Origin of the sequence: Halorhabdus rudnickae, assembly GCF_900880625.1 — an archaeon.
Classification (GTDB): domain Archaea; phylum Halobacteriota; class Halobacteria; order Halobacteriales; family Haloarculaceae; genus Halorhabdus; species Halorhabdus rudnickae.
The window spans coordinates 1,254,215-1,276,314 of record NZ_CAAHFB010000001.1; the positions used below are offsets into that span (position 1 = coordinate 1,254,215).

23 protein-coding genes and 3 tRNA genes are annotated in these 22,100 nt (G+C 60.9%); 14 read left to right on the top strand and 12 right to left on the bottom strand.

What is annotated here, in order from left to right; translation table 11 throughout:
• Positions 1-67 precede the first annotated feature (67 nt).
• The 3 genes from BN2694_RS06225 (at position 68) to BN2694_RS06235 (ending at position 2,639) form a co-directional block, all read left to right on the top strand.
• Positions 68-1,390, top strand: a complete 1,323-nt coding sequence (locus BN2694_RS06225) for a hemolysin family protein (protein WP_135663592.1) — start codon at positions 68-70, stop codon at positions 1,388-1,390.
• 54 nt (positions 1,391-1,444) lie between these two features.
• Positions 1,445-1,921, top strand: a complete 477-nt coding sequence (locus BN2694_RS06230) for a dihydrofolate reductase (RefSeq protein ID WP_135663593.1) — start codon at positions 1,445-1,447, stop codon at positions 1,919-1,921.
• A 289-nt stretch (positions 1,922-2,210) separates the two neighbouring features.
• Positions 2,211-2,639, top strand: coding sequence for a universal stress protein (locus tag BN2694_RS06235; RefSeq protein ID WP_135663594.1), 429 nt, complete (start codon positions 2,211-2,213; stop codon positions 2,637-2,639).
• A gap of 59 nt (positions 2,640-2,698) precedes the next feature.
• Here BN2694_RS06235 and BN2694_RS06240 read toward each other — a convergent pair whose 3' ends face one another.
• A complete protein-coding gene (locus BN2694_RS06240) occupies positions 2,699-3,874 on the bottom strand; it encodes an inorganic phosphate transporter (RefSeq protein WP_135663595.1) in 1,176 nt (391 codons plus the stop codon).
• 177 nt (positions 3,875-4,051) lie between these two features.
• Between BN2694_RS06240 and BN2694_RS17015 the strand changes: the two genes are divergently transcribed.
• Positions 4,052-4,630 carry a hypothetical protein gene (locus tag BN2694_RS17015; protein WP_167879971.1) on the top strand — a complete coding sequence of 193 codons (579 nt, stop codon included), beginning with the start codon at positions 4,052-4,054 and terminating at the stop codon, positions 4,628-4,630.
• A gap of 286 nt (positions 4,631-4,916) precedes the next feature.
• Here the strand turns inward: BN2694_RS17015 and BN2694_RS06250 are convergent, their stop codons facing one another.
• The 4 genes from BN2694_RS06250 to BN2694_RS06265 form a co-directional block, all read right to left on the bottom strand.
• A complete protein-coding gene (locus tag BN2694_RS06250) occupies positions 4,917-5,975 on the bottom strand; it encodes a hypothetical protein (RefSeq protein WP_210408920.1) in 1,059 nt (352 codons plus the stop codon).
• A gap of 161 nt (positions 5,976-6,136) precedes the next feature.
• A complete protein-coding gene (eif1A, locus tag BN2694_RS06255) occupies positions 6,137-6,421 on the bottom strand; it encodes a translation initiation factor eIF-1A (protein WP_135663596.1) in 285 nt (94 codons plus the stop codon).
• Positions 6,414-6,608 (bottom strand): hypothetical protein, encoded by a 195-nt coding sequence (locus tag BN2694_RS06260; protein ID WP_135663597.1) that lies wholly within the window; start codon positions 6,606-6,608, stop codon positions 6,414-6,416. Before BN2694_RS06260 ends, eif1A begins: the two co-directional genes overlap by 8 nt.
• A gap of 628 nt (positions 6,609-7,236) precedes the next feature.
• A complete protein-coding gene (locus BN2694_RS06265; RefSeq protein ID WP_135663598.1) occupies positions 7,237-8,214 on the bottom strand; it encodes a hypothetical protein in 978 nt (325 codons plus the stop codon).
• Positions 8,215-8,300: 86 nt separating this feature from the next.
• Between BN2694_RS06265 and BN2694_RS06270 the strand changes: the two genes are divergently transcribed.
• Positions 8,301-8,633 carry a hypothetical protein gene (locus BN2694_RS06270; protein WP_135663599.1) on the top strand — a complete coding sequence of 111 codons (333 nt, stop codon included), beginning with the start codon at positions 8,301-8,303 and terminating at the stop codon, positions 8,631-8,633.
• Positions 8,634-8,640: 7 nt separating this feature from the next.
• On the opposite strand, the gene BN2694_RS06275 is transcribed toward BN2694_RS06270, so the two are convergent.
• The 3 genes from BN2694_RS06275 to BN2694_RS06285 all read right to left on the bottom strand — a co-directional run bounded on the left by BN2694_RS06275 (position 8,641) and on the right by BN2694_RS06285 (position 11,312).
• Positions 8,641-9,699, bottom strand: coding sequence for a cell division FtsA domain-containing protein (locus tag BN2694_RS06275; RefSeq protein ID WP_135663600.1), 1,059 nt, complete (start codon positions 9,697-9,699; stop codon positions 8,641-8,643).
• Between the two features lie 170 nt (positions 9,700-9,869).
• Entirely contained in the window at positions 9,870-10,790 is a 921-nt protein-coding gene (locus tag BN2694_RS06280) for a DUF7139 domain-containing protein (protein ID WP_244605372.1), read from the bottom strand.
• Positions 10,791-11,239: 449 nt separating this feature from the next.
• Positions 11,240-11,312: transfer RNA gene (locus BN2694_RS06285), tRNA-Arg, on the bottom strand.
• 131 nt (positions 11,313-11,443) lie between these two features.
• Here BN2694_RS06285 and BN2694_RS06290 point away from each other — a divergent pair.
• The 4 genes from BN2694_RS06290 (at position 11,444) to BN2694_RS06305 (ending at position 15,117) form a co-directional block, all read left to right on the top strand.
• Positions 11,444-12,079, top strand: coding sequence for a twin-arginine translocation signal domain-containing protein (locus tag BN2694_RS06290; protein ID WP_135663602.1), 636 nt, complete (start codon positions 11,444-11,446; stop codon positions 12,077-12,079).
• Positions 12,080-12,163: 84 nt separating this feature from the next.
• Entirely contained in the window at positions 12,164-13,585 is a 1,422-nt protein-coding gene (locus BN2694_RS06295; RefSeq protein ID WP_135665477.1) for a single-stranded DNA binding protein, read from the top strand.
• Between the two features lie 84 nt (positions 13,586-13,669).
• Positions 13,670-14,110 (top strand): histone, encoded by a 441-nt coding sequence (locus BN2694_RS17895; protein ID WP_135663603.1) that lies wholly within the window; start codon positions 13,670-13,672, stop codon positions 14,108-14,110.
• Positions 14,107-15,117: a histone deacetylase family protein gene (locus BN2694_RS06305; protein WP_135663604.1), complete on the top strand. Its 1,011-nt coding sequence runs from the start codon at positions 14,107-14,109 to the stop codon at positions 15,115-15,117. The genes BN2694_RS17895 and BN2694_RS06305 overlap by 4 nt, the downstream gene beginning before the upstream one ends.
• On the opposite strand, the gene cca is transcribed toward BN2694_RS06305, so the two are convergent.
• Positions 15,096-16,448: a CCA tRNA nucleotidyltransferase gene (gene cca, locus BN2694_RS06310; protein ID WP_135663605.1), complete on the bottom strand. Its 1,353-nt coding sequence runs from the start codon at positions 16,446-16,448 to the stop codon at positions 15,096-15,098. The genes BN2694_RS06305 and cca overlap by 22 nt on opposite strands.
• 114 nt (positions 16,449-16,562) lie before the next feature.
• Between cca and BN2694_RS06315 the strand changes: the two genes are divergently transcribed.
• The 5 genes from BN2694_RS06315 (at position 16,563) to BN2694_RS06330 (ending at position 18,252) form a co-directional block, all read left to right on the top strand.
• Positions 16,563-16,635, top strand: a tRNA-Asn gene (locus tag BN2694_RS06315).
• 573 nt (positions 16,636-17,208) lie between these two features.
• Positions 17,209-17,283 (top strand) — tRNA-Ile (locus tag BN2694_RS06320).
• A 50-nt stretch (positions 17,284-17,333) separates the two neighbouring features.
• Positions 17,334-17,615 carry a DUF234 domain-containing protein gene (locus BN2694_RS17615; RefSeq protein WP_244605373.1) on the top strand — a complete coding sequence of 94 codons (282 nt, stop codon included), beginning with the start codon at positions 17,334-17,336 and terminating at the stop codon, positions 17,613-17,615.
• A 9-nt stretch (positions 17,616-17,624) separates the two neighbouring features.
• Positions 17,625-17,804, top strand: coding sequence for a hypothetical protein (locus BN2694_RS17620; RefSeq protein WP_244605374.1), 180 nt, complete (start codon positions 17,625-17,627; stop codon positions 17,802-17,804).
• A gap of 223 nt (positions 17,805-18,027) precedes the next feature.
• Positions 18,028-18,252, top strand: coding sequence for a hypothetical protein (locus BN2694_RS06330; protein WP_449272216.1), 225 nt, complete (start codon positions 18,028-18,030; stop codon positions 18,250-18,252).
• Positions 18,253-18,458: 206 nt separating this feature from the next.
• Here BN2694_RS06330 and BN2694_RS06335 read toward each other — a convergent pair whose 3' ends face one another.
• From BN2694_RS06335 to BN2694_RS06345, 3 genes are all read right to left on the bottom strand, one after another.
• Positions 18,459-18,986, bottom strand: a complete 528-nt coding sequence (locus BN2694_RS06335; RefSeq protein WP_135663607.1) for a hypothetical protein — start codon at positions 18,984-18,986, stop codon at positions 18,459-18,461.
• A 100-nt stretch (positions 18,987-19,086) separates the two neighbouring features.
• A complete protein-coding gene (locus BN2694_RS06340) occupies positions 19,087-20,310 on the bottom strand; it encodes a Fic family protein (protein WP_244605375.1) in 1,224 nt (407 codons plus the stop codon).
• Between the two features lie 357 nt (positions 20,311-20,667).
• Positions 20,668-21,786, bottom strand: a complete 1,119-nt coding sequence (locus tag BN2694_RS06345) for a TIGR04053 family radical SAM/SPASM domain-containing protein (protein ID WP_135663608.1) — start codon at positions 21,784-21,786, stop codon at positions 20,668-20,670.
• Positions 21,787-22,100: the final 314 nt, after the last annotated feature.

Sequence of the window (22,100 nt, forward strand, 5' to 3'; positions counted from 1 at the left end):
CGACCTTTTTTGTGGCTGGCCCGAAAGAAGCCGGCATGCACAAGACATTCGCGTCCGGGGGTCACCGATGGTAGATCTCGTTTCGTCGCTCGGTGGTTTCTTCGTCGCACTCGTCCTCGTCGCGTTGAACGGGTTCTTCGTCGCCGCGGAGTTCGCTTTCGTCCGGGTCCGCTCGACGTCGGTCGAACAACTCGCCGAGGAAGGGCGGGCGGGATCGAAGACGCTGCAGGACATAATATCGAATCTCGACGACTACCTTGCGGTCACACAACTGGGGATCACGCTCGCCTCGCTGGGGCTCGGGTGGGTCGGCGAACCTGCAGTCGCGTCGCTCATCGAGCCCGTCCTGGATCCGGTCCTCCCGGCGGGACTGATCCATCTCGTGGCCTTCGCGGTCGGCTTTGGCTTCATCACGTTCCTGCACGTCGTCTTCGGCGAACTCGCGCCGAAGACGATCGCGATCGCTCGGGCCCAGCACCTCTCGCTGTTCGTCGCGCCACCGATGAAGCTCTTCTATTACGTATTCTACCCGGGGCTGGTCGTCTTCAACGGAACGGCAAACGCGTTCACCCGGCTGCTCGGCGTCCCGCCGGCCTCCGAGACGGACGAGACCCTCGAGGAGCGCGAGATCCGGCGGGTCCTGGCGCGGTCCGGCGAGGAGGGTCACGTCGACACGGCGGAAGTCGAGATGATCGAGGGTGTCTTCGACCTCGACGACGTCGTCGTCAGAGAGGTCATGGTTCCGCGACCGGACGTGGTGAGCGTCCCGCCCGACGCCACACCGTCGACGCTCCAAGCAGTCGTCCGCGAGTCCGGCCACACGCGCTATCCGGTCGTCAAGCCAGACGACGATCAGGTCGTCGGGTTCGTCGACGTCAAGGACGTGCTGGGGGCGATCGACGGAGACGAAGAGGGCGTCACGGCCGAGAACCTGGCCCGCGACCTCCTCGTCGTCCCGGAGACGACGGCGGTCAGCGATCTCCTGTTGCAGTTCCGCGAGGGGGGCCAGCAGATGGCCGCGGTGATCGACGAGTGGGGAGCCTTCGAGGGACTCGCCACCGTCGAGGACGTCGTCGAAGCGGTCGTCGGGGACCTGCGCGACGGGTTCGACGAGCAAGGACCCTCGATCACCCAGCGCGAGGACGGCTACGACGTCGACGGAGGTGTAGCGCTCTCGACGGTCAACGACGCCCTCGACACCGACTTCACCCACGAAGGGGTCGAGACGATCGGCGGGCTGGTTCTGACTCGTCTCGGGCGCGCACCCGAGACCGGCGACCAGGTTGAGGTCGACGGGCACACCATCGAGGTGACGGACGTAGAGGGAGCACGAATCGCGGCGCTCCGGGTCACCGAGCGTGACACTGACGACGACGAGGTGGACGAGTGACTGCCCGGACGAGCGACCGCCGCACTTGATAGGCTCCGGTCACGTATCGCGTCTATGGATGTCATCGCCGTCGCCGCGGTCGCCGAGAACGGTATCATCGGTGACGGTTCCACCCTACCCTGGCACCGCCCCCAAGAGGTCAAACGGTACCGCGAACGCGTCGCCGGCGAGACCGTCGCCATCGGTCGCCGGACCTTCGAGATGTTCGACGATCCCCCGGGCGCACACCGGATCGTCCTGAGCCGGACGGACCAAGAGTACGACGATCCGCGCGTGAGTCACGCGGGCGGCGTCGAGGAGGCGATCGAACGGGCTCGCTCGGCGGGCGAGCCGGTTCTCTACGTCCTCGGTGGCGCGGCGATCTACGAGGCCTTCCTCCCGTACTACGACCGCATGCTCCTGAGCCGGATCGACGGTGAGTACGACGGCGACGCCACGTTCCCGGATTTCGAGGAGAGCGAGTGGGAAATCGTCGACGAACGGCGGTTCGACGGGTATACGCTCGAAACGTGGGGCCGCCGGCAACGGTAACTGCGGCCGTTGGTCGGACACGCCACCAGGTGCCACCACTCGGAACCCGACGATTGCCGTCTTGCCAATATCCCTCGGGCGGAAGCATCACTGGGCACCGACTGGTGTGCTGTCCGCGGCAGGAGGGGACAGCCACTTCGTGTCCGGCCCGGAGGAGCCGTGGCGATCTCGACGAGACCGGGGTCGATAAATAGCCACCCAAGTTGCGGTGGGACAGCCCGAACTCTTCGGTGGCCCGGATAGGGTCCCGGCCGCCACGGTGATTAGGCCTGGCCCGTGATGGTGTCGTATGGCCCCGTCACACGTCCTCGTCCCGCTCGATGGGTCGCCGATGGCCGAGGCAGCACTGACTCACGCACTCGAGACCTTCGAGTGTCGGGTGACAGTGTTGAACGTCGTCACGTCGATCGACGCCGGGATGAGCGAAGGCAACCTCGTCGACGTTGCTCCGGAAGAGTCGACCGCCCGGGAGCGAGCTGAGGAAGTGATCGACGACGCCACGGCCCAGGCCGAGGCCGCGGATCGGGAGATCGAGACAGTCGTCCGGACCGGCGATCCCGCCGACGTGATCCATGCGTTCGTCACGGAGCACGACGTCGACCACGTCGTCATGGGAAGTCACGGCGGCGACGCTGGGCGGATTGCCCGGCGGTTGTTGGGGACCGTCGCGACGGCCGTCGTCGGTGAGGTTCCCGTCCCCGTCACCGTGGTCCGATGAGTCAGTGCCGTCGCTGTTGCCCATCGCTGACGGGAAGTCGACACCGGCCGTCCCGGTGACTACCACCAAAACTGGAACAATAGCGCAAACGTCCCGTACGCGCCGATCGTCGACAGCAACGGGACCACGTTCTGCATGACGATCACACGGCCAGTCGTCGCGGGATCGAAGAGATCGGCCGCCGACGGGATTTCCGCCGGTTCCTCCTCGCCGATCTCGGGTACCTCCTCGCCGGGATCCTCGGCGGCCAGCGCCCCGACAGAGACGTTTGGTGACTCCTCGCCGCGGACCACCTCGGGGAGAGCGGTCGTCCGAGTCGCCCGCCCCCAGCCCAGCCCGACGATCGAGGTCGTCGCGATGATGACGAAGCTCGCGGGGATGCCGATGATCGAGAGGCCGATGACGATCGTCGAGGAGATGATCGCGACGACGATCGCCGCTGTCAGCGGCAGGTCGGTGATGTCGTTGCCCAGCGTGTCCAGCGTCCGTCGAGCGATCGTGAACGCGCCGACGGCAACCGCCCCACAGCCAAGCAGAATCATCATGTTGATGTCGGCGCCCGCACCCACGAGCGGGGCGATCGCGTTGGCAATGTTCGAGGTCCCCGAGGAGAAGGCCATCAGACAACCGATCGCGATGACGACGACGCCGCCGATCACCTCCCGACGTGTCGTGTTCGGCCCGGCGACGGGTCGCGGAATCACGCCCGAGTGATCGATCCGAAACAGGGCACCCTCAGTGGTCGTGATCGCAACCAATTCGTTGATTCGCGGGTAGAGGTACCGGCCGATCATTCCCGAGATCCAGAAGCCGACGATCGGCGCGACGATCCACCAGATCGCGATCCCGCCCATCACGGCCCAATCTAGCGTCCCCGTTGCGACGCCGAGTCCGCCCAGCGCGCCGACGGCGGTCATCGACGTCGAGGCCGGGACGCCGTAGTAGTTGCCCAGGAACAGCGCCCCGCCGATGAAAAAGAGGACCACGATGCTCGATTCCATTGTCAAGACGGTCGCGTCGGTGAACAGCTCGCTACCGAGCGTGTCGACGACGCGGCGCCCGATCGTCCAGGCACCCACGAAAAAGAACACGGCCATCAGCCCGGCTGCGACGGTCTTGGAGATGGCATCGGCCCCAACCGCCGGCCCGAACGCCGGCCCGGTGGTCGCACCACCGATATTGAACCCAACGAACAACGCAACGACGATGCCGACGAGGAGGAGCACTTCGACCATACAGTAACGAACCGTCGAAGTGGCTTAAGCGTGCGTTATCAGTCGCGGATGAAGCGTTCGATCCCAATCCAGTCGGAAGCGAGCGACTGCGAACGGAGGGTTATTCCTATCGCTGGTCCTACTGTGGCGTATGAATCACGACAGCAACCGGCTTGTCCACGCTATCGGAGGTCACCGATGAAGCCGTCTCGCGTCGATTTCCTCGTCGATCTGGCTTACGGGACACTGATCTTTGTCTCGATCGGCATCATCTTCGTCGCCGAGACGAGCGTCGGCGTCGCGTTCGGACTAGGTGCGCTGGTAGCTTATGTCATCCACATTGGCTGGAAGATGGGGCGGTTCGATCCCGACTGGATGACTCGCGAGATGGCCCAACGCGTCGAGGAAACGGTCAGCGAGACGGTCAGCGAGGAAGTCGAGAAAACCGTCGGTGACACTGTCAGCGAGGAAGTCGAACAGACGGTCAGCGACACCATGAGTGAAGAAGTCGAACAGACAGTCGAGGCAGCCGTCCACGACGAGGTCGAAGAGACAGTCAGCGAAACAGTCAGCGAGGAGGTCGATCGCGTCGAGGAAACAGTCAGCGAAGAGGTCGAAAAAACCGTCGAAGAAACCGTCTCCAAGGAGGTCGACGAGGTGGCCGAACAGGTCGGCGAGACTGTCAGCGAAGAAGTCAGCGAGAAAGTGGAAGACACCGTCAGCGAAGAAGTCGAAAAGACAGTCAGCAAAGAGATTGGCGACGACGAGGACGCGTAGTCCTACCGCGACACGAACAAGAGTAGCCGATAGCACGGCCCTCACGGACGGTCACGCAGGCGTGACCTACCTCGAAGGGGATGCACCGACTGCGTTATACCGCCTGGTTGGCCACCACTTCACGGAAATGGAAGGACCCCCGGTAGCTTGATGGGCGCCAGCGGAGCACCTGCTCGTTCGTCCAACGCGCCCAGCGGTACCTGATCGTCGTCTCTGCGATCGGGACAGGCCGACTATCGGGTTCGTCACAGGAGAGAAACGGGAGACTGACCGTGATGGAGTATCATCAGCGATCCCATTCGACTTCGGCGACGTCGTCGGTCTCCCGAAGGATGAACGGGCCGATCGAGAGAGTGTGTTTGGTGACCGTCGCGATCCGCACGACGTAGGCGAGCAAAAGCAGGAACGGCGCCAGCGCGACGGTAGTCATGGCCGCGACGAGCGGGACGAGCGCGTCGAAGCCGGCGATCGTCGGCGCGTGGGCTGTTGGGTCGAAGAACGTGATCATACTCGTCGAGACCAACAATGCCGGGATCGAGACGGCAAGTATGTGCCGCGAGAGATCGATGAGGTCCCACTGGAAGTACAGCGTCTTGAAGTGCTCGCGGGCGGGACCGAACAGTTCCAGCGCGTCGGTCAACTGTTCGAGGGCGACCTGACTTTCCTCCGCAAGTGTATCGCCGTAGCGCTCGTGGATGCGACGGGCCGTGAAGATCTTCCAGGAGTAGTTGAAGTCGAGTGCCGAGGCGGTCACGTCGAACTCGCCGAACCGGGCGTCGTCGAGCCCCGTTGCGACCGCGTCGGCGTTCTCTATCAGACTGTCGGTGAGATCTTCGACCGCCGCCTGCAAATCCTCGTCAGGTGTACCCGCACCCGTGGCGGCGTCAAGGCCGACGGCTTCCCGGAGGTCCCGTGCCCGCCCACCGGAAACCTGCACGAGCGCCCGGAGAAACTGGGCAGGTCGAGAAGGACTGACTGGCGCACCGACGACGTCGGCGACGTCTTCGCGAAACGCCATCGCCTCTTCCATCCGCTCGCGTTGGTCGCCCGCAGCGCCGAGTTCCTGGGAGAGCACCAGTTGGTTTAGCGTGAGCACGAGCGTGACGCCGGTGATTGTCGCCGTCAGGAGTGCCTGAAAGAGCGTGTCCACCGAGTCGCCGGAACGGATCGCGATCTCGGCGGCCGGCAAGAGAGAACCCACGCCGGTCAGCGTGACAAACACGACGGCGACGAGAAGAGCCGTAACGAGCCAACGGTCGGCGTCCATGAGCAGCCAGAGCTTCAGACGGCTCCCGCCGGCCCGCTCGCGCAGCCGATCACTCGGCGCGTCGCCGGCACCTGGCATGATCGGGGTTACTGGAGGCGACGGGAAAAGTCCTCGCGCTCGTGAACGGTCCAGTGCAGATTTCACCGAAAAACCGGGGGACGTTCGAAATTACGACTCACGATGGCGTACAGAAACGCACGGTCGATATTGCCTGCTACACGGCGAGAACGAACTGCGCGTCAGTCGATGTGGCCTTCGCGACGGAGCTGCTCGGCGTCGGCGTTGTCGTAGCGCCACTCCACGTTGGCTTTCTCGTCTTGCCAGTCCCACGGCTCGGCGAGGACGACGTCGCCCTCCTCGATCCAGACGCGGTACTTCATCCGTCCGGGAATGCGCCCCATGCGGGTCTTGCCGTCCTCACACTGCAGTTCGACGTGGTTGCCACCGTTGTGCTGTGTCACAACGGCGAACACCTCGTCGTCGTCGGGCATCCGGAGATTCCGTCGCCCTGAATTCTCACTCATACATCCGATAGGCACCCCGCACGGTAAAGGGATGCGGGAACGGTGCTACCTTCCGACACGGGGGTGCGTACCGTCCACCGAAAACATGCTGAGCACCGAAATTGAATTGTAGCCACTCCAGCGGGACGGCAGCATCGGCGAAGGCCTTCCGATCGAACGGGCGAACCTCGGCTCCGGGCAGAGTCATCTCGGGAGCCGCATCGCCTCTCCCAGCTAGGTGTTCGCAGACAGTCGTGACGAAGGGCGACCGAACCGCCTCGTAGCAGTCCTTGGCGGCAATGGGCCCGTCACGCACCCGAATCAAGGACCGGCCGCTCGGCGGCCACGAGCACCGGCCCGCCGGCTACTGCCCCGGCCAAAAGCACGGCGGGGACGACCAGCGCGATCCTGGTTCGGTCCACGGGCAATCACTCCACTCCGTCCGACGTTTCATCCCGTTTCCGTGTTTGATCCGCTCGTGTTCTCGGCATGAGTGTATGTAACGTGGATCACACTATTACGGCCACGGCGTAATATCGTTAGTGGCCGATCTCGGCGGGCCATCCCGGGAATGGATGGTGACTGACGAGCTAACTCCCTAGAGTGTGCGATTCGCAACCGGAAACCACAATCCACTGATAAATATTCGTTTCGCTGTGCCTGTCTCATCTCTTCAAACCGCCGTTGTCGTGTCCTTCAGCGCGGGCCGTTCGCTACACTCACGGTGATGCGCTGAAGAGAAGCATCCGGACGGAGTCCAACGCGAACGCAGTAAGCGCCGTCAGCGGAGGCAAGAAACACCGTCATTAGCTGTGACGTCAGGCTGTGGATATCGCCTAATAGTGACGAAACAGTAACTGGCGCACGTCGTCCTTCGTCCGGGCAGATTCAGTGGTCCCGTCGGGCAAATCGACTTCGTATGGGGCGTCGCTTTCGCCTCTGCGCCACTTCTCGCTGTGGTCGTCCAGTAACTTGTTGACCGACGCGAGTGGTGATGCCGCGGGCGACCCTGTTTGGTCCTCAGAGGTCGATACGTCACCATCGTTCGGACTGTCATTCGAGTCGGCACCCGACTGGTCGGCTGCCTCTTGTTCAATTTCGTCTTCTGTAAGTGACTTCTCGTCCGTCTCGTTCCCTGTAGGCGACTCTTCGCCCGCAGAGTCCGCCAGCATCGGGCCTGACGGAGAAGTTTCGCCTCCCGTCTCCTCAGCAGGTGATGTATCGGCGGACGCTCCCGTATTGGGAGCCGTATCAGAAGACGCCTCTCTCGTGACCGCTCCGTCGCCGACTGGCAGCCCCGAGGCAGTCGTCCTCGTACCGTCGGAACCGCGTGTCGCTTCCGGGTCAGCATCGTTATCCGTCAATGTCGCTTCCGGGTCAGCATCGTTATCCGTCAATGTCGCTTCCGAGTCAGCATCGCTATCCATCAATGTTTCTTCCGAGTCAGCATCGCTATCCATCAATGTTTCTTCGTCGTCAGATCCTGTGTTCGCCGCCCGGAGGTGCTCGGCGAGAGTTTCCGGGCCAAGCGCGGCTAGCAACCGCCCGCGCATCTCTGCAGCACCGATACCGCTCCCAGGAACTTCATCGATATCGCTCGCAACTTGCTGGAGTGTTGGGTACTCCGCTGTGGCAAGTTCTTCGTAGGCAGCGATGACCTCCCGTTTCTCGGGTGAGGTATAGGTATCGAGTAAGTACTCGAGGGCATCCCGTGGTCGCGTCTCACCATAGGCCTCGACGTATGCGGCTTGTACTTCGCGACGCACTACTTCGAGCCGGTCCTGCTGGGTTTCGGTAATGGCAAGTTCGGGCATTGTCGAGGTAAACGGCGTCCTGGGGCATAATTCCGTCCCTGAAGCTCCCGCATTGCATTAATTAGCATACAGTTCGAAGGACTGCTATGGAGTGTCCGCGCTGTGGGAAGGACCTGGCGACTTTCGCTATCGAGGGAACAGAAGCGACAGCCGTGGTCTGTGAGTCCTGTGGGTTCAGTGGGGTCCCAGCATCACACCGCCACGAGGACAGTGAGACTGAGACATGGGATCGGGCGATGAAACGGTTCGAGAGCGAACAACTCCCACCGGAGGCCACCTGTCTCATCGGTCGGGAAGACGGAGTTTCCATCCCGAACGACGGCTCTGATTCCGAAACAGGGTCTGGAACCACGATGGCTGAACTCGGAACGGTGACGGTTGCAGCGTCACTCGATACGAATTCGAAAAAAGACGCCTGAGACTCCTTCAGTCGTCGTTCTTGGCTTCCGCGCTCGCTTCTTCTGGTTCGTCGGCGGCAGCTTCGGCAGATTGCCTCGTGCCGCCACGTTCTTCTTCCGATCGGGCAGCCACGAGTGCACCCTGTGCAACGCTGTAGAGCGGGTTCTGGGCACGTTCGACTCCCTGGATCGAGAACGGAATATCTGCCTCCGAAAGCCGTTCGGCGAACAGGTCTTCGAAGCCGTCTGGCGTCGAGGTCCCACCAGTCACCACGACCGGAACGTCGAGGCCCTCTTCGATGTCCTCTTCGTCGACCTCTTTGATGATGTTCTCGATGACGTAATCGAGCAGGTTGTCGTAATAAATGCTTAGTGCACCCTCGATTCCGCCAACGTCAGTCTCGAAGTCTAGTTCGAAGTCCTCCTCTTTGACGGAGGTGACTTTGTCGACAGGTGTCCCGGTCGCCTGGGCTGCCTTCTCGTCGATCCAGTCACCACCCCGAGCGATGGAGAATTTCATGACCGGTACCGCGTAGTAGGACAGGCAGACGTTGGTCATGCCGGCCCCGAAGCTGATACCCAGCCCCGTGAACTCCATGTCGGCCAGTTCCGAATAAATGACCGCCATCCCCTCGTTGATCGGTTCGGGATCGTACCCCATGTCGCTGAGCAGCGACTCGACGGTCTTCTGATGGTATAACGTTGATGTGTCGTCGTCAATCGGATCAGCCGGCACCGAGAAGAACAGTCGCTCGTCCGGGAACTGCGGATCACCGACCACCTGTTCGGTGATGAGTTTGATCATCGGAATCGCGGACTTCTCATCACTCGAGAGAATCCCCGCTTGCATCGGCCGGCGCGTCTCCTCGTTGAAAATGTTCGCGAAGTTGAGCGCGTCGTCCCCGACGATATACACCTTATCGTCTTTTCGGATGTGCAACACATCGCTACGAGACAACATTTGATCGGCCATGTCGCTGTAGTCGATCTCGACAAACGAGTTGCGTTGTTGCACGAAGACCGTTTCGTCTCCCTCTTGTCTGGCAGACAGGAGGTTCATCGTCCCCACATCAAGTCCTTTTGCCATGAAAAGTCATTGTGCCGGGGATTAGAAATAATTTTGTATGTTTTCCTCCGCCTGAGTCGATAACGAATTCTGGCCACTCATCCATCTCAAGTGCCGGCAGAGTCCCTCTCCTACTTTCGAAGTCGAGATACGTTTATTTTCGTTCTGAGTCGAGACGTGACTCAACCGAGTCACTCGAACAGTCGCCGTCGGAGACGTGCGAATCGGCCCTCGCTGTCTGGAGCGACAAATCGTGCACGCAGACGACCAATTAGCCCCACTTCGGCGTCAACGCCTGTCTCGATCTCGTCTTCTTCCTGTTGTTGTTCGCGCATCTGTGCGAGTGCGGAGACCTGATCGTCTGGGCTTTCCGCGCGGGCCGTCTCATCCTCTCCACCCTGGAGTTTTCGCAACCCATTGACTGCGTTCTCGACCGAGTCATCGGACGATCTGGTTTCGGTTGCCGCATCAACGTTCGTATCGACGGTGCCAACCTCAGCGGCGTCAGGCATATCGAGTTCGAGCCGTTTCGTGGTCGGCTCGGCTTCGACACCTCCCCAGGTCAGCGAGGAATCGGCCATCGCATCGTCAATGTCCGCGCGAACTTCCTCGTCGGTGACACCATCTTCCGATGATTCATCTTCGCCAGTGACGGTTCCCCTTCGTGGCTGATCAGTAGCCCGATCGATGTACTGAGCAACCAGCGCTGCGCCCGTCGCCCCGATAAGCAACGCGACTCCCAGGGCGTAAAGACTAATCACACTCGTATCGTTGGCACCACTCCACCGCCAGGGATAGACCTGTGTGAACCACAAGACCGACACGAGAATAATGATTGTCCCGACCGTGCTGACTGCGTGCGTTCGGCGGCCGACCGGCAGGAGAATGACGATGCTCACCGCGACGGCAGGGATCATCAGCGATCCGGAGACCAACGCAACCTCACGCATCAACCAGTACAGGTCGGTCCCGATTTCGTAGCTACCACTGTAAAGAAACACGACAAGTGCGACGATACCAAACGTGACCCCGGCAAAGAACAACCCGAAGCCGCTGTAAATCTCTGGGCGAGACGTGTCGGCTTCGATGTATCGTCGGTACGTTGCGACCAAACCGGTCTCTGCGTCGGGTTCTGATTCTTGAGCGTCCGTTGTTGACCCGTCTCCATTCATGTGATTATGATATGGTTCAGGCCCCAGGATTATAGTCATTTATCGTGGCTCATATCGTTTCATTGACGTGAGTGTCTGTCTGTTGCCTCTGTCACATCTCCGACATGGACGTCGAGGACGAGGTTGGTCTGGCCTGCCGTTCGGCGGGATGACTCCCGTCGAACCGGTCCCGCGCGAACGCAGGGAGCGTGGGCACGTCCGGGCGTGAATGAACGACTGAAAGGCGTGAAGGAACATCCGGACGGAGATTTGAACTCGTGAAGTCATGCCGGGTCGCTCACTACGTTCGCTCCCGGGCTGTGACTTCCCTGCACAGATCGCCTCTTGACGCATAACACGGCCCGTATACGAGCGACAGAGCTGTCGCTCGCGTGTTGCGTCGGCAGAAACGTCCGGACGGAGATTTGAACTCCGGTCCCTGGCTCCGCAAGCCAAGAGGATAGTCCACTACCCTACCCGGACTCGATTCGACCTTTCGCGGTCCCGAATAAAGGGGTTACGGTTCGGCCGGCTCGACGGATCCACTGTGTCGGGAACAAACGATTGTTTGACCATACGGAATTGTCTTTTCCTACGGGACCCTCCGGCTTCGTATGAACCGACGACAGTTCCTCACGGCGACGACCACGGCGGGCGCGTTCGGTTTGCTCGCGGGTTGCATGAACAGCGATCCAGGAGAGGACAGTTCGACGACAGACGAACAGACGCCGACCGAGGCTGAAAGGACGACGTCTCACGAACCGACTACCGAGAACGGCGAACCCGCCAACAAGAGGACGAGGACCGAAACCGGGATCGAAAACGACAGCTGCGCCAGCGGGAAGATGATGGACGGCGTCGAATTCGAGTTCCGAGGGGACGGACCCGAGTGCAGTGGAGCGGCCGAGATGAGAAGGATCGACCAAGCTGGCGTCGAGTTCGAGACAAACACAGACGAGATCATCGTTGAGGGGGTCATCAGTGGGAGTGACCTCTGCAGCCGCGCCCGCCTGGCCGACCTCTCGTACGATCGCGAGGAGAGCCATCTCTCGGTCGCGATCGAATCGGTCAAAGATGAAAACTGCGAGGCGGGCGGTCAATGTATCGTCGAAATACCGTACGAGGGAACGTTCTCATTCGAGAATGGGGTCCCAGAGAGCGTCTCAGTCAGCCACAACGGCCGGGATATCATGAGTGGGGCACACGAAAGCGCGCGCGTCACGCCGCCGGACGAAACAACCGACGAGTGACGACCAAGAAACCGCACGACTGGGGCCGCACGCCGGCCGACGGCAATGCTTAAACGGACCGCTGCCGTGCCCATCGGTACACAGATGGGTGCGATCGAAGAGGTTTTCGAGGATCTCGACGCCGACGTCTCCGAGGAGCGCTTCCGGGAGGCAGTCGAGGAGAAAGTCGAACAGATGGGGGGCCTGGCGGACGAGGAAACGGCAGCGATGCTCGTCGCTCACAAGCTGACCGAAGGCGAGGTCGAGACCGTCGCCGACATCGAGGCCGGAATGGAAGAGGTACAGTTCCTCGCGAAGGTACTCTCAGTCGGCGAGTTGCGGACGTTCGAGCGCGACGGCGAGGACGTCGAAGACGGTCGAGTGATAAACGTCGAGGCGGCCGACGAGACCGGCTCGGTCCGGCTGGCTTTCTGGGACGAGCAGGCCGTCGCGATCGATGAGGGCGAACTCGAGGTCGGCGAGGTTCTCCGCATCAAGGGCCGACCACAGGACGGGTACAACGGCCTTGAAGTCAGCGTCGACAAGGCCGAACCCGACGACGAGGCGACGATCGATGTCGAGCCTGGCGACGGCGAGACGATCGAGGCACTCACGCTCGGCCAGTCGAACGTCTCCGTCCGTGGAGTAGTGCTGGATACCGAGGGGATCCGGACGTTCGATCGCGACGACGGTTCGGAAGGGCGGGTAGCGAACCTGGCGATCGGCGACGAGACCGGCCGCGTCCGAGTGACGCTGTGGGACGACCAGGCTGATACCGTCGAGGAAGTCACGGCCGGCGAGACCGTCGAAGTCGTTGACGCGTACGTCCGCGAGCGCGACGGCGATCTTGAGGTCCACGTGGGCGAGGAGGGAGCCGTCGAGGGACTGGCGGACGCCGACGTCGAGTACGCGCCCGAGACGACGCCCATCGACGAGGTAGAGATCGAACGGACGGTCGACATCGGCGGAGTCGTGCGCTCAACGGACCCCAAACGGACGTTCGACCGCGACGACGGCTCGGAAGGGCAAGTCAAGAACGTCCGCATCCAGGACGACACCGGCGACATCCGGGTCGCGCTGTGGGGGGAGAAAGCCGACCTCGATCTAGCGCCGGGCGACGAAGTCGTCTGCGCGGACGTCGAAATTCAAGACGGCTGGCAAGACGATCTGGAAGCCTCTGCAGGATGGGGTGCGACAGTCGTCGTCCTCGAAGACGGTGCGTCGATGTCGTCTGCGCCGGACGCAGCGAGTGGTTCCAACGGCGGAGACGACGGCGCGACCGGATTGTCAGACTTCGCCGACGGCAGCGGTGACGCTGCCGGGAGTACGAGTACCGAAGACAGTACAGACGACGGAACGCAAATCGAGCTCACGGGGACAGTCGTCCAGACGGGCGATCCAGTGATCGTCGACGACGGCGAGGAGACTATCACCGTCGAGACAGGTGAGTCAGTCCGACTGGGTGAAGAGGTGACGATCCGCGGCAGGCGCCGTGACGGGGACGTCGTGGCCGAGGAGTTGTTCTGATCCAGGGGACGAGTACGTCGCTCCGCCGAAAAGTTCCGCGAACGTGAGGAAACCCTTAAGACCCAAACCGCCCCCGTGTGGCGTATGAGCGTCGAGTTACCGTTCGCCCCCGTCGACTCGATCATCCGACGCAACGCCGGCGGGTTGCGAGTGAGTGCAGAAGCGACAGAAGAACTCACTCGCCGTATCCAGTCAAGCGGGGCGCAACTGGCGGTCGACGCGGCCGAGCGCGCCAGAGCCGACGGTCGGAAAACGCTGATGGCTCCGGACTTCGGGGTGAACACTGCCCCGGAGAAAGACACACTGGAACTGCCGATCGCGCCGGTCGACCGTATCGCGCGGCTGGACATCGACGACCGGTACCGCGTGGCGATGGACGCGCGGATCGCTCTGGCGTCGATTCTCGAGGCGGAAGCCGACGACATCGCCGCCGCCGCGGCGCTGCTGGCCGAACACGCAGGGCGCAGAACCGTTAAGGCGGAGGACGTCGAAACGTATTTCGAATTGCACCAATACGTTGAATGAAATTCGGCTATCGCGAGATCTGCCTGGAACACGACACCGGAAGCCGCCATCCGGAGAGTCCTGACCGTCTTCGGGCGATCAGACGGGCACTCGACGACGCGGAGGACATCGAGTACGTAGCGGCGGACGCGGCGACGAAGGCGGAAGTCGCGTCCGTCCACGCGGACGAATACGTCCGATCCGTGCGCCAGTTCTGCGCGGACGGCGGCGGTAACTGGGACGCCGACACGGTCGCCGTCGAGGAGACATGGGACGCGGCGATGGCCAGTGCCGGGCTTGCGGCCTGGGCGGCCGAGGCTGCGCTGGACGGCGCCGACGGCGCTGAAACCCCGTTCTCGCTGGGCCGACCACCCGGACACCACGCCGTCGCCGACGACGCGATGGGATTTTGTTTCGTCAACAACGTCGCCGTCGCGGCCGAGCGTGCCCTCTCGGAACGCGATGTCGATCGTGTAGCTATTTTGGACTGGGACGTCCACCACGGCAACGGCACCCAAGACATCTTCTACGATCGAGGCGACGTCTACTACGTCTCGTTTCACGAGGAAGGACTGTATCCCGGGACTGGAGACATCAGTGAATCTGGGGACGGCGAAGGGGAAGGCCAAACGATGAACGTCCCGTTTCCGCCGGGCTGTGGCGACGCGGACTATCTGTCGGTCTACGATACGATCGTCGAGCCGGAGTTCGAAGCGTTCGATCCGGACCTGCTGCTGGTGAGCGCTGGCTTCGACGCTCACGAACAGGACCCGATCTCGCGGATGCTCGTCTCGACTGGGGGCTACGGCGTGCTCGCCAAACGGCTGGCCGACTTCGCCGAGCGGACCGACGCGCCGCTCGCGTTCGTCCTCGAAGGTGGGTACGGCCTCGAGACGCTCTCTTCGGGAGTCCGCGAGGTCCACGACGTCCTAGGAGGCAAAGAACTAGCCGACGTCGACACGGAGCCAAGCGAGGACGGTCGTAACGTCAGGGATGCCCTTGTCTATCAGGGCTTCGGGCCACAGTAACCCGCGAGTTCCGTTCCGAACTCGGTGGCGAGTTCGGCGACACCCCCACCGACAAGTACCGTGTATTCGTCGGCGAGCGCCCGCTCGACCGCCGCGCCAAGCGCCACGTCGAAGACGGCGTCACTTCGGAGCAAGTCAGTCGCGGTCCGATGTTCGCGCTCGCGTTCGACCACGTATCGATCCTCGTCGACGAACGGGCCATAGGCGTCCCCGTCCCGATACGCGTCGTAGAACCCTTCGGCGTGTTCCCGGACGGCCACCGGCGGCCCTTCGTGACGTTCAACTGCGGGCCGTTCGGTGACTTCCAGCTCCGCAAGCAAGACGGTCCGCTCTCTGGCGAAGGCGTCGGCACGGAGGACGTCGAACCCGTTGCGGTCGAGCAGCCCAACGATGCCTTCGAGGGATTTTTCGAGTTGGGGGTAGAGGTCGTCCTCTACCAGATCTGGTGTCCCAAACGTGACCGCGAGCGGGGTCGTTCCGCGCCGATCGAAGAACGAACGGGCATCGGAAGGTGAGAGTGGATCGGGTTCGGACGGTTCGAACAGCGATTCCCGAGGATCGGCGAGGAACTCGCGAGCGTAGTGCTGGAAGGCGGCGAGGTTGGCCGAAGAGAGGGCAGCCGCGACGTTCCGTTCGGGATCAGTCGGGTCGATCATCACGAGATCGTCTCGGAAAGTGGCATCGCCATGGGACTCCGGGTCGAATCGGACAGGAGGGTGCCAGTCGGCGGCGGCTTCGAGCAGGGGGAGAAAGCCGCCGTGTTCGAGGACAAGCAGTTCTGTCAAGTAGCCCGAGAAGCCCCGTGTCCGGAGATCGCTGCCGTAGACGCCGATACCCTTCAGGAAGGCTTTGCAGAGTCGCACGTCGGCAGTGAGATCCTCGTCGAGTCGCGCCTCGATGTAGTGGGTGTGGAAAGGGGTGCGATCGACGGCAGACTGGATCGCCGTGGCAGCTTCGACAGCATAACACGGCACGAGGTCGATGTCGTAGCCATCGACCTCGCCGACGACGTAGGGGTGTTCGGCGTACTCCTCGTGGCCCTCTGGCAGGACTGCGTGGCCGATCTCGAGACCGACTGTTTCGAGAGTTTCGCGGTCGATTTCGGGTGGGAAGCGCACGAAGACGTCGATGTCGCGGTCGCCGGCAATCCAGGTGTCCCTGGCAGTACTGCCGACGAGCATCACGTCACCCGCGATGTCGCGGGCGTCGATTGCGCTTTCGGCCCGTTCGATCACTGTCTCGGCGACGTATCGGAGACGACGGCGCTCCTCGGCGTCGGGGTCGACGCGTTCGCGAACGGATTCGAGTACCGGCGTGACCGCGTCGCTCATACCAAAAGTGATTCGACAGAAACGGGAAAGGGTATCGGTGCGACGTGACCGCCGTCAGGCACCGGACTCGAAACGAAAGCCCTATCAAATAACTCCGACTACTCCGGAATGTCTGCCGCCGTAGCTCAGATGGTAGAGCACCACGCTGTTAACGTGGTTGTCCCAGGTTCGAGTCCTGGCGGCGGCGCTTTCTGCTGTGAACAAGACGACGAGCGTAGCGAGGCAAACGAAGTGAACCCTCGATGCGAGCGGTGTAACCGCGAGCGAGAGCGAGTCGTCGATAAGTAGCGAGAGCAACATACGCCAGGACTCGATCACGCGAGTCCCAGCTCGCACAACGAAGTAAGCAGGAGCGTCTCGCATTGGTTCGAGCCCTGCGGCGATCGGAAGACCGTTGGTCTTGATAGTCGGACAGAAATAAAATATTTCTTATAACTGCGGCGCAAAATCGCAGAGCGATTTTCCGGCCCACGAGAGCTGCCACGCAGTTCTCGGGCAGCGCTTGCCATTCTTGGGTGGGGTGGTTATCTGCCGGGCGACAACGCCATCGAAATACGGCGCAATCCGGGACTCGAACACGGAAGTCCCAGCTCGCGCAATGAACGAAGTGAACGAACAAGATCGTCTTGCGTCGGTTCGGGTTCTGGCAGCGGCTTGGTAGCGACTAAAGGAGAGATTTCGCATGTCGGCTTATTCGGATGGGCAGCCTGGCTGTCGAAGACGGTACAATTTAGTTGGCCGACGAGATATGGCCGAGTGAGGGCCCGTATCTCAGTCTGGTTAGAGAGAGCGGCTCATAACCGCTTCGTCCTTGGTTCAAATCCGAGCGGGCCCACTCAGCATGTCGCGGACGAAGGTGAAAGGCTGCTGTATTACCCCACGGATTTGAGCCCAGGCAGTCACAGCCCGCACAGCGAGCGGAGCAAGCAAGCAGGACCAATTCCACCGCTCGGTGAGGACACCTACAGCGAGGTCGTCGGACCGGAAATCGCGGATCACGTGACCCCACTCTTCGAATGGATCTGCCAGCGGGCATTGCCACGATTGCTCGACCGGCAGTTCACCGATGTCGGTCGGTGGTGGTTCAAGGAACAGGAACTAGATGTCCCCGGGCTGAGTCGGGAGGACTCGTGGCTGGCGAGGGCAAGCTCACGTCCGATCCCGTGAGTGAGGGGGATGCTTTCGGATCTCGAACGGACGACAGCAGCGGTCCGCTGGTCGGACGAACCAGCGGACGCCGACCTGCTGTACGTCTTGTTCAGTCGCTCCGGATACTCCGACGATGTCGAACAGACGGCAGCTGCCCGAAGCGACGTTCGTCTCTTCGGTCTGGCTGACGTACTGTCTGTGTTGTGAGCCGTGACACCCTTTGTTCCTCATTAGTGCGATACACAACGTGAATTCAGCACTCGCGATTGGTTATCCGTGAGCGCTTCAGAGGCACATAGTATGCAATGATCCACACGGTAACTGCGGTATCTGTATATCACGTGGCGAAGGTAACAATCCAAGACCCTCCACCGAAAGAATGACAGAACTAGTCTAGTTCTATGACAGCTCTAGTAAGAAATCCGACTTACTGTCTCAAACCTACTGTCTGCTGTTGATGGAGAAGCAAGCTGTCAAACCGTCTGCGTTGCAGGACCGCGCTGCTCACTATCAGCCCGAAGCGGCACTCGACTTGCGTGCTGTCATCGATGAACTCCTCGAGTACCGAGAGACAGAAGGCGAGGCGACAGCTGATCGGCTCCCCGAATGGGAAGCGTTCAAACAGACAGCAACAGAGTATGACATCACCCTATGAGTGAACGTTCCAGATTCGGCTAGGACTATATCGGGACAGAACTCCGGACGATCGCGGTCAACTCGGGAACTATCAGTAACGGTATGAGAGATATTGGGACCGTAGGCAATGACGTCGCTTTCCGAGATCGGCGCTATTCAACTCAATCAGTATAGATCGAAAAGGATCACGCTGAAACAGATCTCATATCGATGCATTCCATGCGGTCAATGATCCGGTGAAGCCCGATTGTAGGTGAGCTCTATCGCGGTTCGCTCTAATTGCAACTGACAAACGTACACCAGCCTCTTGTCTGGATTTGTGGGTTGAGATAGTCCAGTCGTCCTTTCAGGAGTTTTTTGCTCGGCAGCTAATTGTATTGCTCGACGTTGATCTCCTTTGAGCTTAGAAGATCCGGTCTTCGCCTCGATAAAGATACGTCGCCTGACATCGTAGTCTGGTAGCGTGGCCTCGAAGCTGAAATCAGGCTCCCATGTGACTTCTTTATCGTTGTCATCATCCAGAAAACACAATCTTTGGACAACGCTCGGGCCTTTCACATGTGAAATCCAGATTCTGGTATCAGCGTTCTCGATTTCAGTATCGGCGAGAAGTGAGGGGGTTTGTCTGATTTGACTTTTGAGGTAAATCCCACTCAGAAATTCTCCGAACATCCCCTTCTCTTTGTTCGGGAAATGGTCGATGTCTTCTATAGTGATACGCTGGGTGGAAGAATTCTCGTGATCGAACTCCATGGGACAATTATGCGAGGATTCGTAATATATCCCTCATCCTGCTTACGTTATTGTTTGATGTCGATAGACGGAGAGACCGACGCCTGACCACCCCTACAAACTATGACCGCAGTACGGATGACGGAGCGGGTAGATTGGCCACGTCTCGTTCGACAATGTCCATGATTTGCGTGGCGACAAACTCTCGGTTTCGCTCTTTCGTGTCCACCTGTGAGAGAACGTCATCTTCGACAAGTTGCTCTACGGCACTGTTGGCTGCTGGGTACGACATGTCGATCTGATCTGCTGCGGTCGGCACAGTCAGATACGGCTGTTCGAACAGTACTTCCAGCAGTCGTTGCACGGATTGCGGGGTAGACGCGTATTGCTCTCCGTACGATTCGTATAGCTCGTAGAGGAGACTCGCACGGCAGAGGGCTTCTTCCGCCTGGTCTCTCATTCCAGTGATGAAAAATCGAAGCCACTCTTCCCACGCGCCGTTCTCACTGACGGCCAGCAATCGATCGGTGTACTCCTCTCGATTTTCCTTGATATAGGCGCTCATGTAGAACAACGGTGTCGTGAGCAGGTCACAGGCGACCAAAAGGAGCAATGCGACGAGGCGACCGACCCGACCGTTGCCGTCCGTGAACGGATGGATCGTTTCGATCTGATAGTGGACGAGTGCAACGTCGACGATTGATGGATACTCCGAAGGTGATTGGATATACGAGAGGAGGTCGTCCATCATCGATTCGACCATGGCAGCCTTCGGTGGGACGAACCGAACTGATTGCTTCCAGGGCTCGTTCGACTCCTCGATCCAGGCATAGTCAGGACGGAACTGGCCGGGGAGTGGATCCTCCTCGTCAGTATACCCGGTTTCCATGACCGTCTCGTGGAGATCTGTGATGAGATCCGCGGTGATGTTCTCCCGGGAACGCCCTTCCGCGAGGAGACGAGCACCCGCTTCTCGGAGGGCTTCGACGTAGTTGAGTGCCTCCTGGACATCGCGGCTTCGGGCGGCAGTATCTCCAGCGGCTGTTGCTCGATACATGTCGGTCGTCGTCACCTGTGTCCCTTCAATCTGTGAGGACTGTTCGGCTTCTTTGTACAGGAGCGGTCGAAAAACGGTCTCTGCTGCGTCGGCTTGACTGCGAAATCCGTCGAGCCGGCCGAGCGCGTGAGCGGCCCGCTCGACTTGCTTCAGGACCGTATCGGAGAGGTCAATCTCCGGCGGCAGCGGATCCGGTTTGTAGAACTTCCCGAACGGGACGCCCCTGTCGGAACGCACTGGGCGATACATCCCAGGGGCTCGTTCAGGAAGATCGAATCCGTCTTGCATTACACTGTTGTTCGTCCCTGTTAGTAAAGACATTTTGGGATTGGTTTGCTAACTCTGGAGTTGTCTAGGTGGCAGTGTGGGGAGCTAGCTTGATTTGGCTGTGGCAAACGCATTGGGCGAGACCTTGCTTGGCCGGTGTGCTGTCCAGATAGGGATTGATCTGCTTTGCTATGATGGTTCCTCAAAATTTCGGTCACTATTTCAACACATCTCAAGCCGCTTTTCAGCACCCTACTCTCCGGAATATCCATAGTTGAGGCTCCAGACCGTCCTAGATGTTCCCCGAGTGGGCCCACTACGCCGTGAGGGACTGACGGGCTGGGTTGAGAGAAGACCAACGGAACGACTCGACGGGACTCAATCCGCCGGGTTGTCTGCCGTACCTTGGGGGAATGGCCCGTCGTAGCTATCGGGAACGTACGCACAGAGAGGATCACTGGCGAGTGGATCGCCAGTCGTCGCAAACGCCCGCGAGCGACTGCCACCACAGACGTATCGGAACTCACAGGCCCCGCACTTCCCCGCGAGTGCGTCCGGATCGCGGAGTCGGTTGAACAGTTCTGCGTTCCGATAGATGTCGACGATACCCCGGTTACGAACGTTACCGGCCGATTTGGGGAGAAAACCCGAGGGGAAGACCTCGCCCGTGTGGCTGACGAATGCAAAACCGTTGCCGGCGGTGATCCCCGTCGAGCGATCGCGGTCAGGGGAGTCGCCGGTATCAGTGGGTGGTCGGCCAGTTTTGGCCCCGCGACGCTGCTGGAGGACGACACGCCTGTAGTGGGGGGCTTCGGTCGTCTTGATGCCGAACTCGGCCTCACGCTGGACGCCCGCGAGCCACTCCATCACGTCTTCGGCGCGTTCGGGCGAGATCGGATCGAGAACCGTCCCGCGACCGATCGGGACGAGGAAGAACACCGACCACAGCACCGCGCCCAGATCGGCCACCAGATCGCGGATCGCCGGCAGGTCCTCGACCGTTTCCCCACAGACAGTGGTGTTGACCTGCAACGGCAGGCCACGATCACGAGCGGCACGAGCCGCCGCGATCGTCTGCTCGAAACTACCCGTTTCCTGACGGAACTCGTCGTGGGATGTGCCATCGGGGCCGTCCAGACTCACGGCCATTCGCCGGAGACCGGCCTCGGCGAGAGCGTCGATCCGTTCGGGTGTCAGTGAGGCCGTCCCGCTCGGGGTGAGTGTCATCCGAAGCCCCTGTTCGGTACCGTACTCGACGAGTTCGGCCACGTCGTCCCGGTAGAGTGGGTCGCCACCCGAAAGGACGACCAGTTGCTCGTCGCCAAAGTCGGTCGCATCGGCGAGCAACTGCTTGCCCTCGGCCGTCGTGAGTTCCTCTGGGTGGCGAAAGTCCTCGGCCTCGGCCCGACAGTGCTTGCAGGCGAGATCACAGGCTTGTGTCAGTTCCCAGATGAGGACCACCGGGCGCTCACTCGGATCCACATCAGTCGGCCGCACGTCAACTCCCTCCCGATAGTATGACAGGTGTCTCTCGACGTCCTCCGGTGAGAACGCCCTGCTGGCAGTACATATAGCAGCATTCGGGCGAGCGGACAAGTCGACCGCCCCGAATACGTTCGTCCGGCGAAGGGCACACCGTTTGTCCGTCCAGATAGCATCAGTTCGTTTAACCGAGATACTTCGATGGATGGGAACGTATCGGTTGTCACCGCTGATACGTGGCTTCGTGAGACCATCGAGACGCGGGGACCATCGCGATCCCAGTAACGCGGTATCGGGAGGTCGATAAACTCGCCAGAAGGTTTAGATAT

Excerpts from the sequence above, each read along its gene's own strand:
- BN2694_RS06270 (WP_135663599.1), top strand. The coding sequence starts at position 8,301 with ATGGAGTGTCCGCGCTGTGGGAAGGACCTGGCGACTTTCGCTATCGAG.
- eif1A (WP_135663596.1), bottom strand. The coding sequence starts at position 6,421 with ATGAGTGAGAATTCAGGGCGACGGAATCTCCGGATGCCCGACGACGAC.
- BN2694_RS06340 (WP_244605375.1), bottom strand. The coding sequence starts at position 20,310 with ATGCAAGACGGATTCGATCTTCCTGAACGAGCCCCTGGGATGTATCGC.
- BN2694_RS06265 (WP_135663598.1), bottom strand. The coding sequence starts at position 8,214 with ATGCCCGAACTTGCCATTACCGAAACCCAGCAGGACCGGCTCGAAGTA.
- BN2694_RS06240 (WP_135663595.1), bottom strand. The coding sequence starts at position 3,874 with ATGGTCGAAGTGCTCCTCCTCGTCGGCATCGTCGTTGCGTTGTTCGTT.
- BN2694_RS06275 (WP_135663600.1), bottom strand. The coding sequence starts at position 9,699 with ATGGCAAAAGGACTTGATGTGGGGACGATGAACCTCCTGTCTGCCAGA.
- BN2694_RS06230 (WP_135663593.1), top strand. The coding sequence starts at position 1,445 with ATGGATGTCATCGCCGTCGCCGCGGTCGCCGAGAACGGTATCATCGGT.
- cca (WP_135663605.1), bottom strand. The coding sequence starts at position 16,448 with ATGAGCGACGCGGTCACGCCGGTACTCGAATCCGTTCGCGAACGCGTC.
- BN2694_RS06235 (WP_135663594.1), top strand. The coding sequence starts at position 2,211 with ATGGCCCCGTCACACGTCCTCGTCCCGCTCGATGGGTCGCCGATGGCC.
- BN2694_RS06335 (WP_135663607.1), bottom strand. The coding sequence starts at position 18,986 with ATGGAGTTCGATCACGAGAATTCTTCCACCCAGCGTATCACTATAGAA.
- BN2694_RS06290 (WP_135663602.1), top strand. The coding sequence starts at position 11,444 with ATGAACCGACGACAGTTCCTCACGGCGACGACCACGGCGGGCGCGTTC.
- BN2694_RS06225 (WP_135663592.1), top strand. The coding sequence starts at position 68 with ATGGTAGATCTCGTTTCGTCGCTCGGTGGTTTCTTCGTCGCACTCGTC.
- BN2694_RS17620 (WP_244605374.1), top strand. The coding sequence starts at position 17,625 with ATGCTTTCGGATCTCGAACGGACGACAGCAGCGGTCCGCTGGTCGGAC.
- BN2694_RS06305 (WP_135663604.1), top strand. The coding sequence starts at position 14,107 with ATGAAATTCGGCTATCGCGAGATCTGCCTGGAACACGACACCGGAAGC.
- BN2694_RS06295 (WP_135665477.1), top strand. The coding sequence starts at position 12,164 with ATGGGTGCGATCGAAGAGGTTTTCGAGGATCTCGACGCCGACGTCTCC.
- BN2694_RS17015 (WP_167879971.1), top strand. The coding sequence starts at position 4,052 with ATGAAGCCGTCTCGCGTCGATTTCCTCGTCGATCTGGCTTACGGGACA.
- BN2694_RS06250 (WP_210408920.1), bottom strand. The coding sequence starts at position 5,975 with ATGCCAGGTGCCGGCGACGCGCCGAGTGATCGGCTGCGCGAGCGGGCC.
- BN2694_RS17895 (WP_135663603.1), top strand. The coding sequence starts at position 13,670 with ATGAGCGTCGAGTTACCGTTCGCCCCCGTCGACTCGATCATCCGACGC.
- BN2694_RS06260 (WP_135663597.1), bottom strand. The coding sequence starts at position 6,608 with ATGACTCTGCCCGGAGCCGAGGTTCGCCCGTTCGATCGGAAGGCCTTC.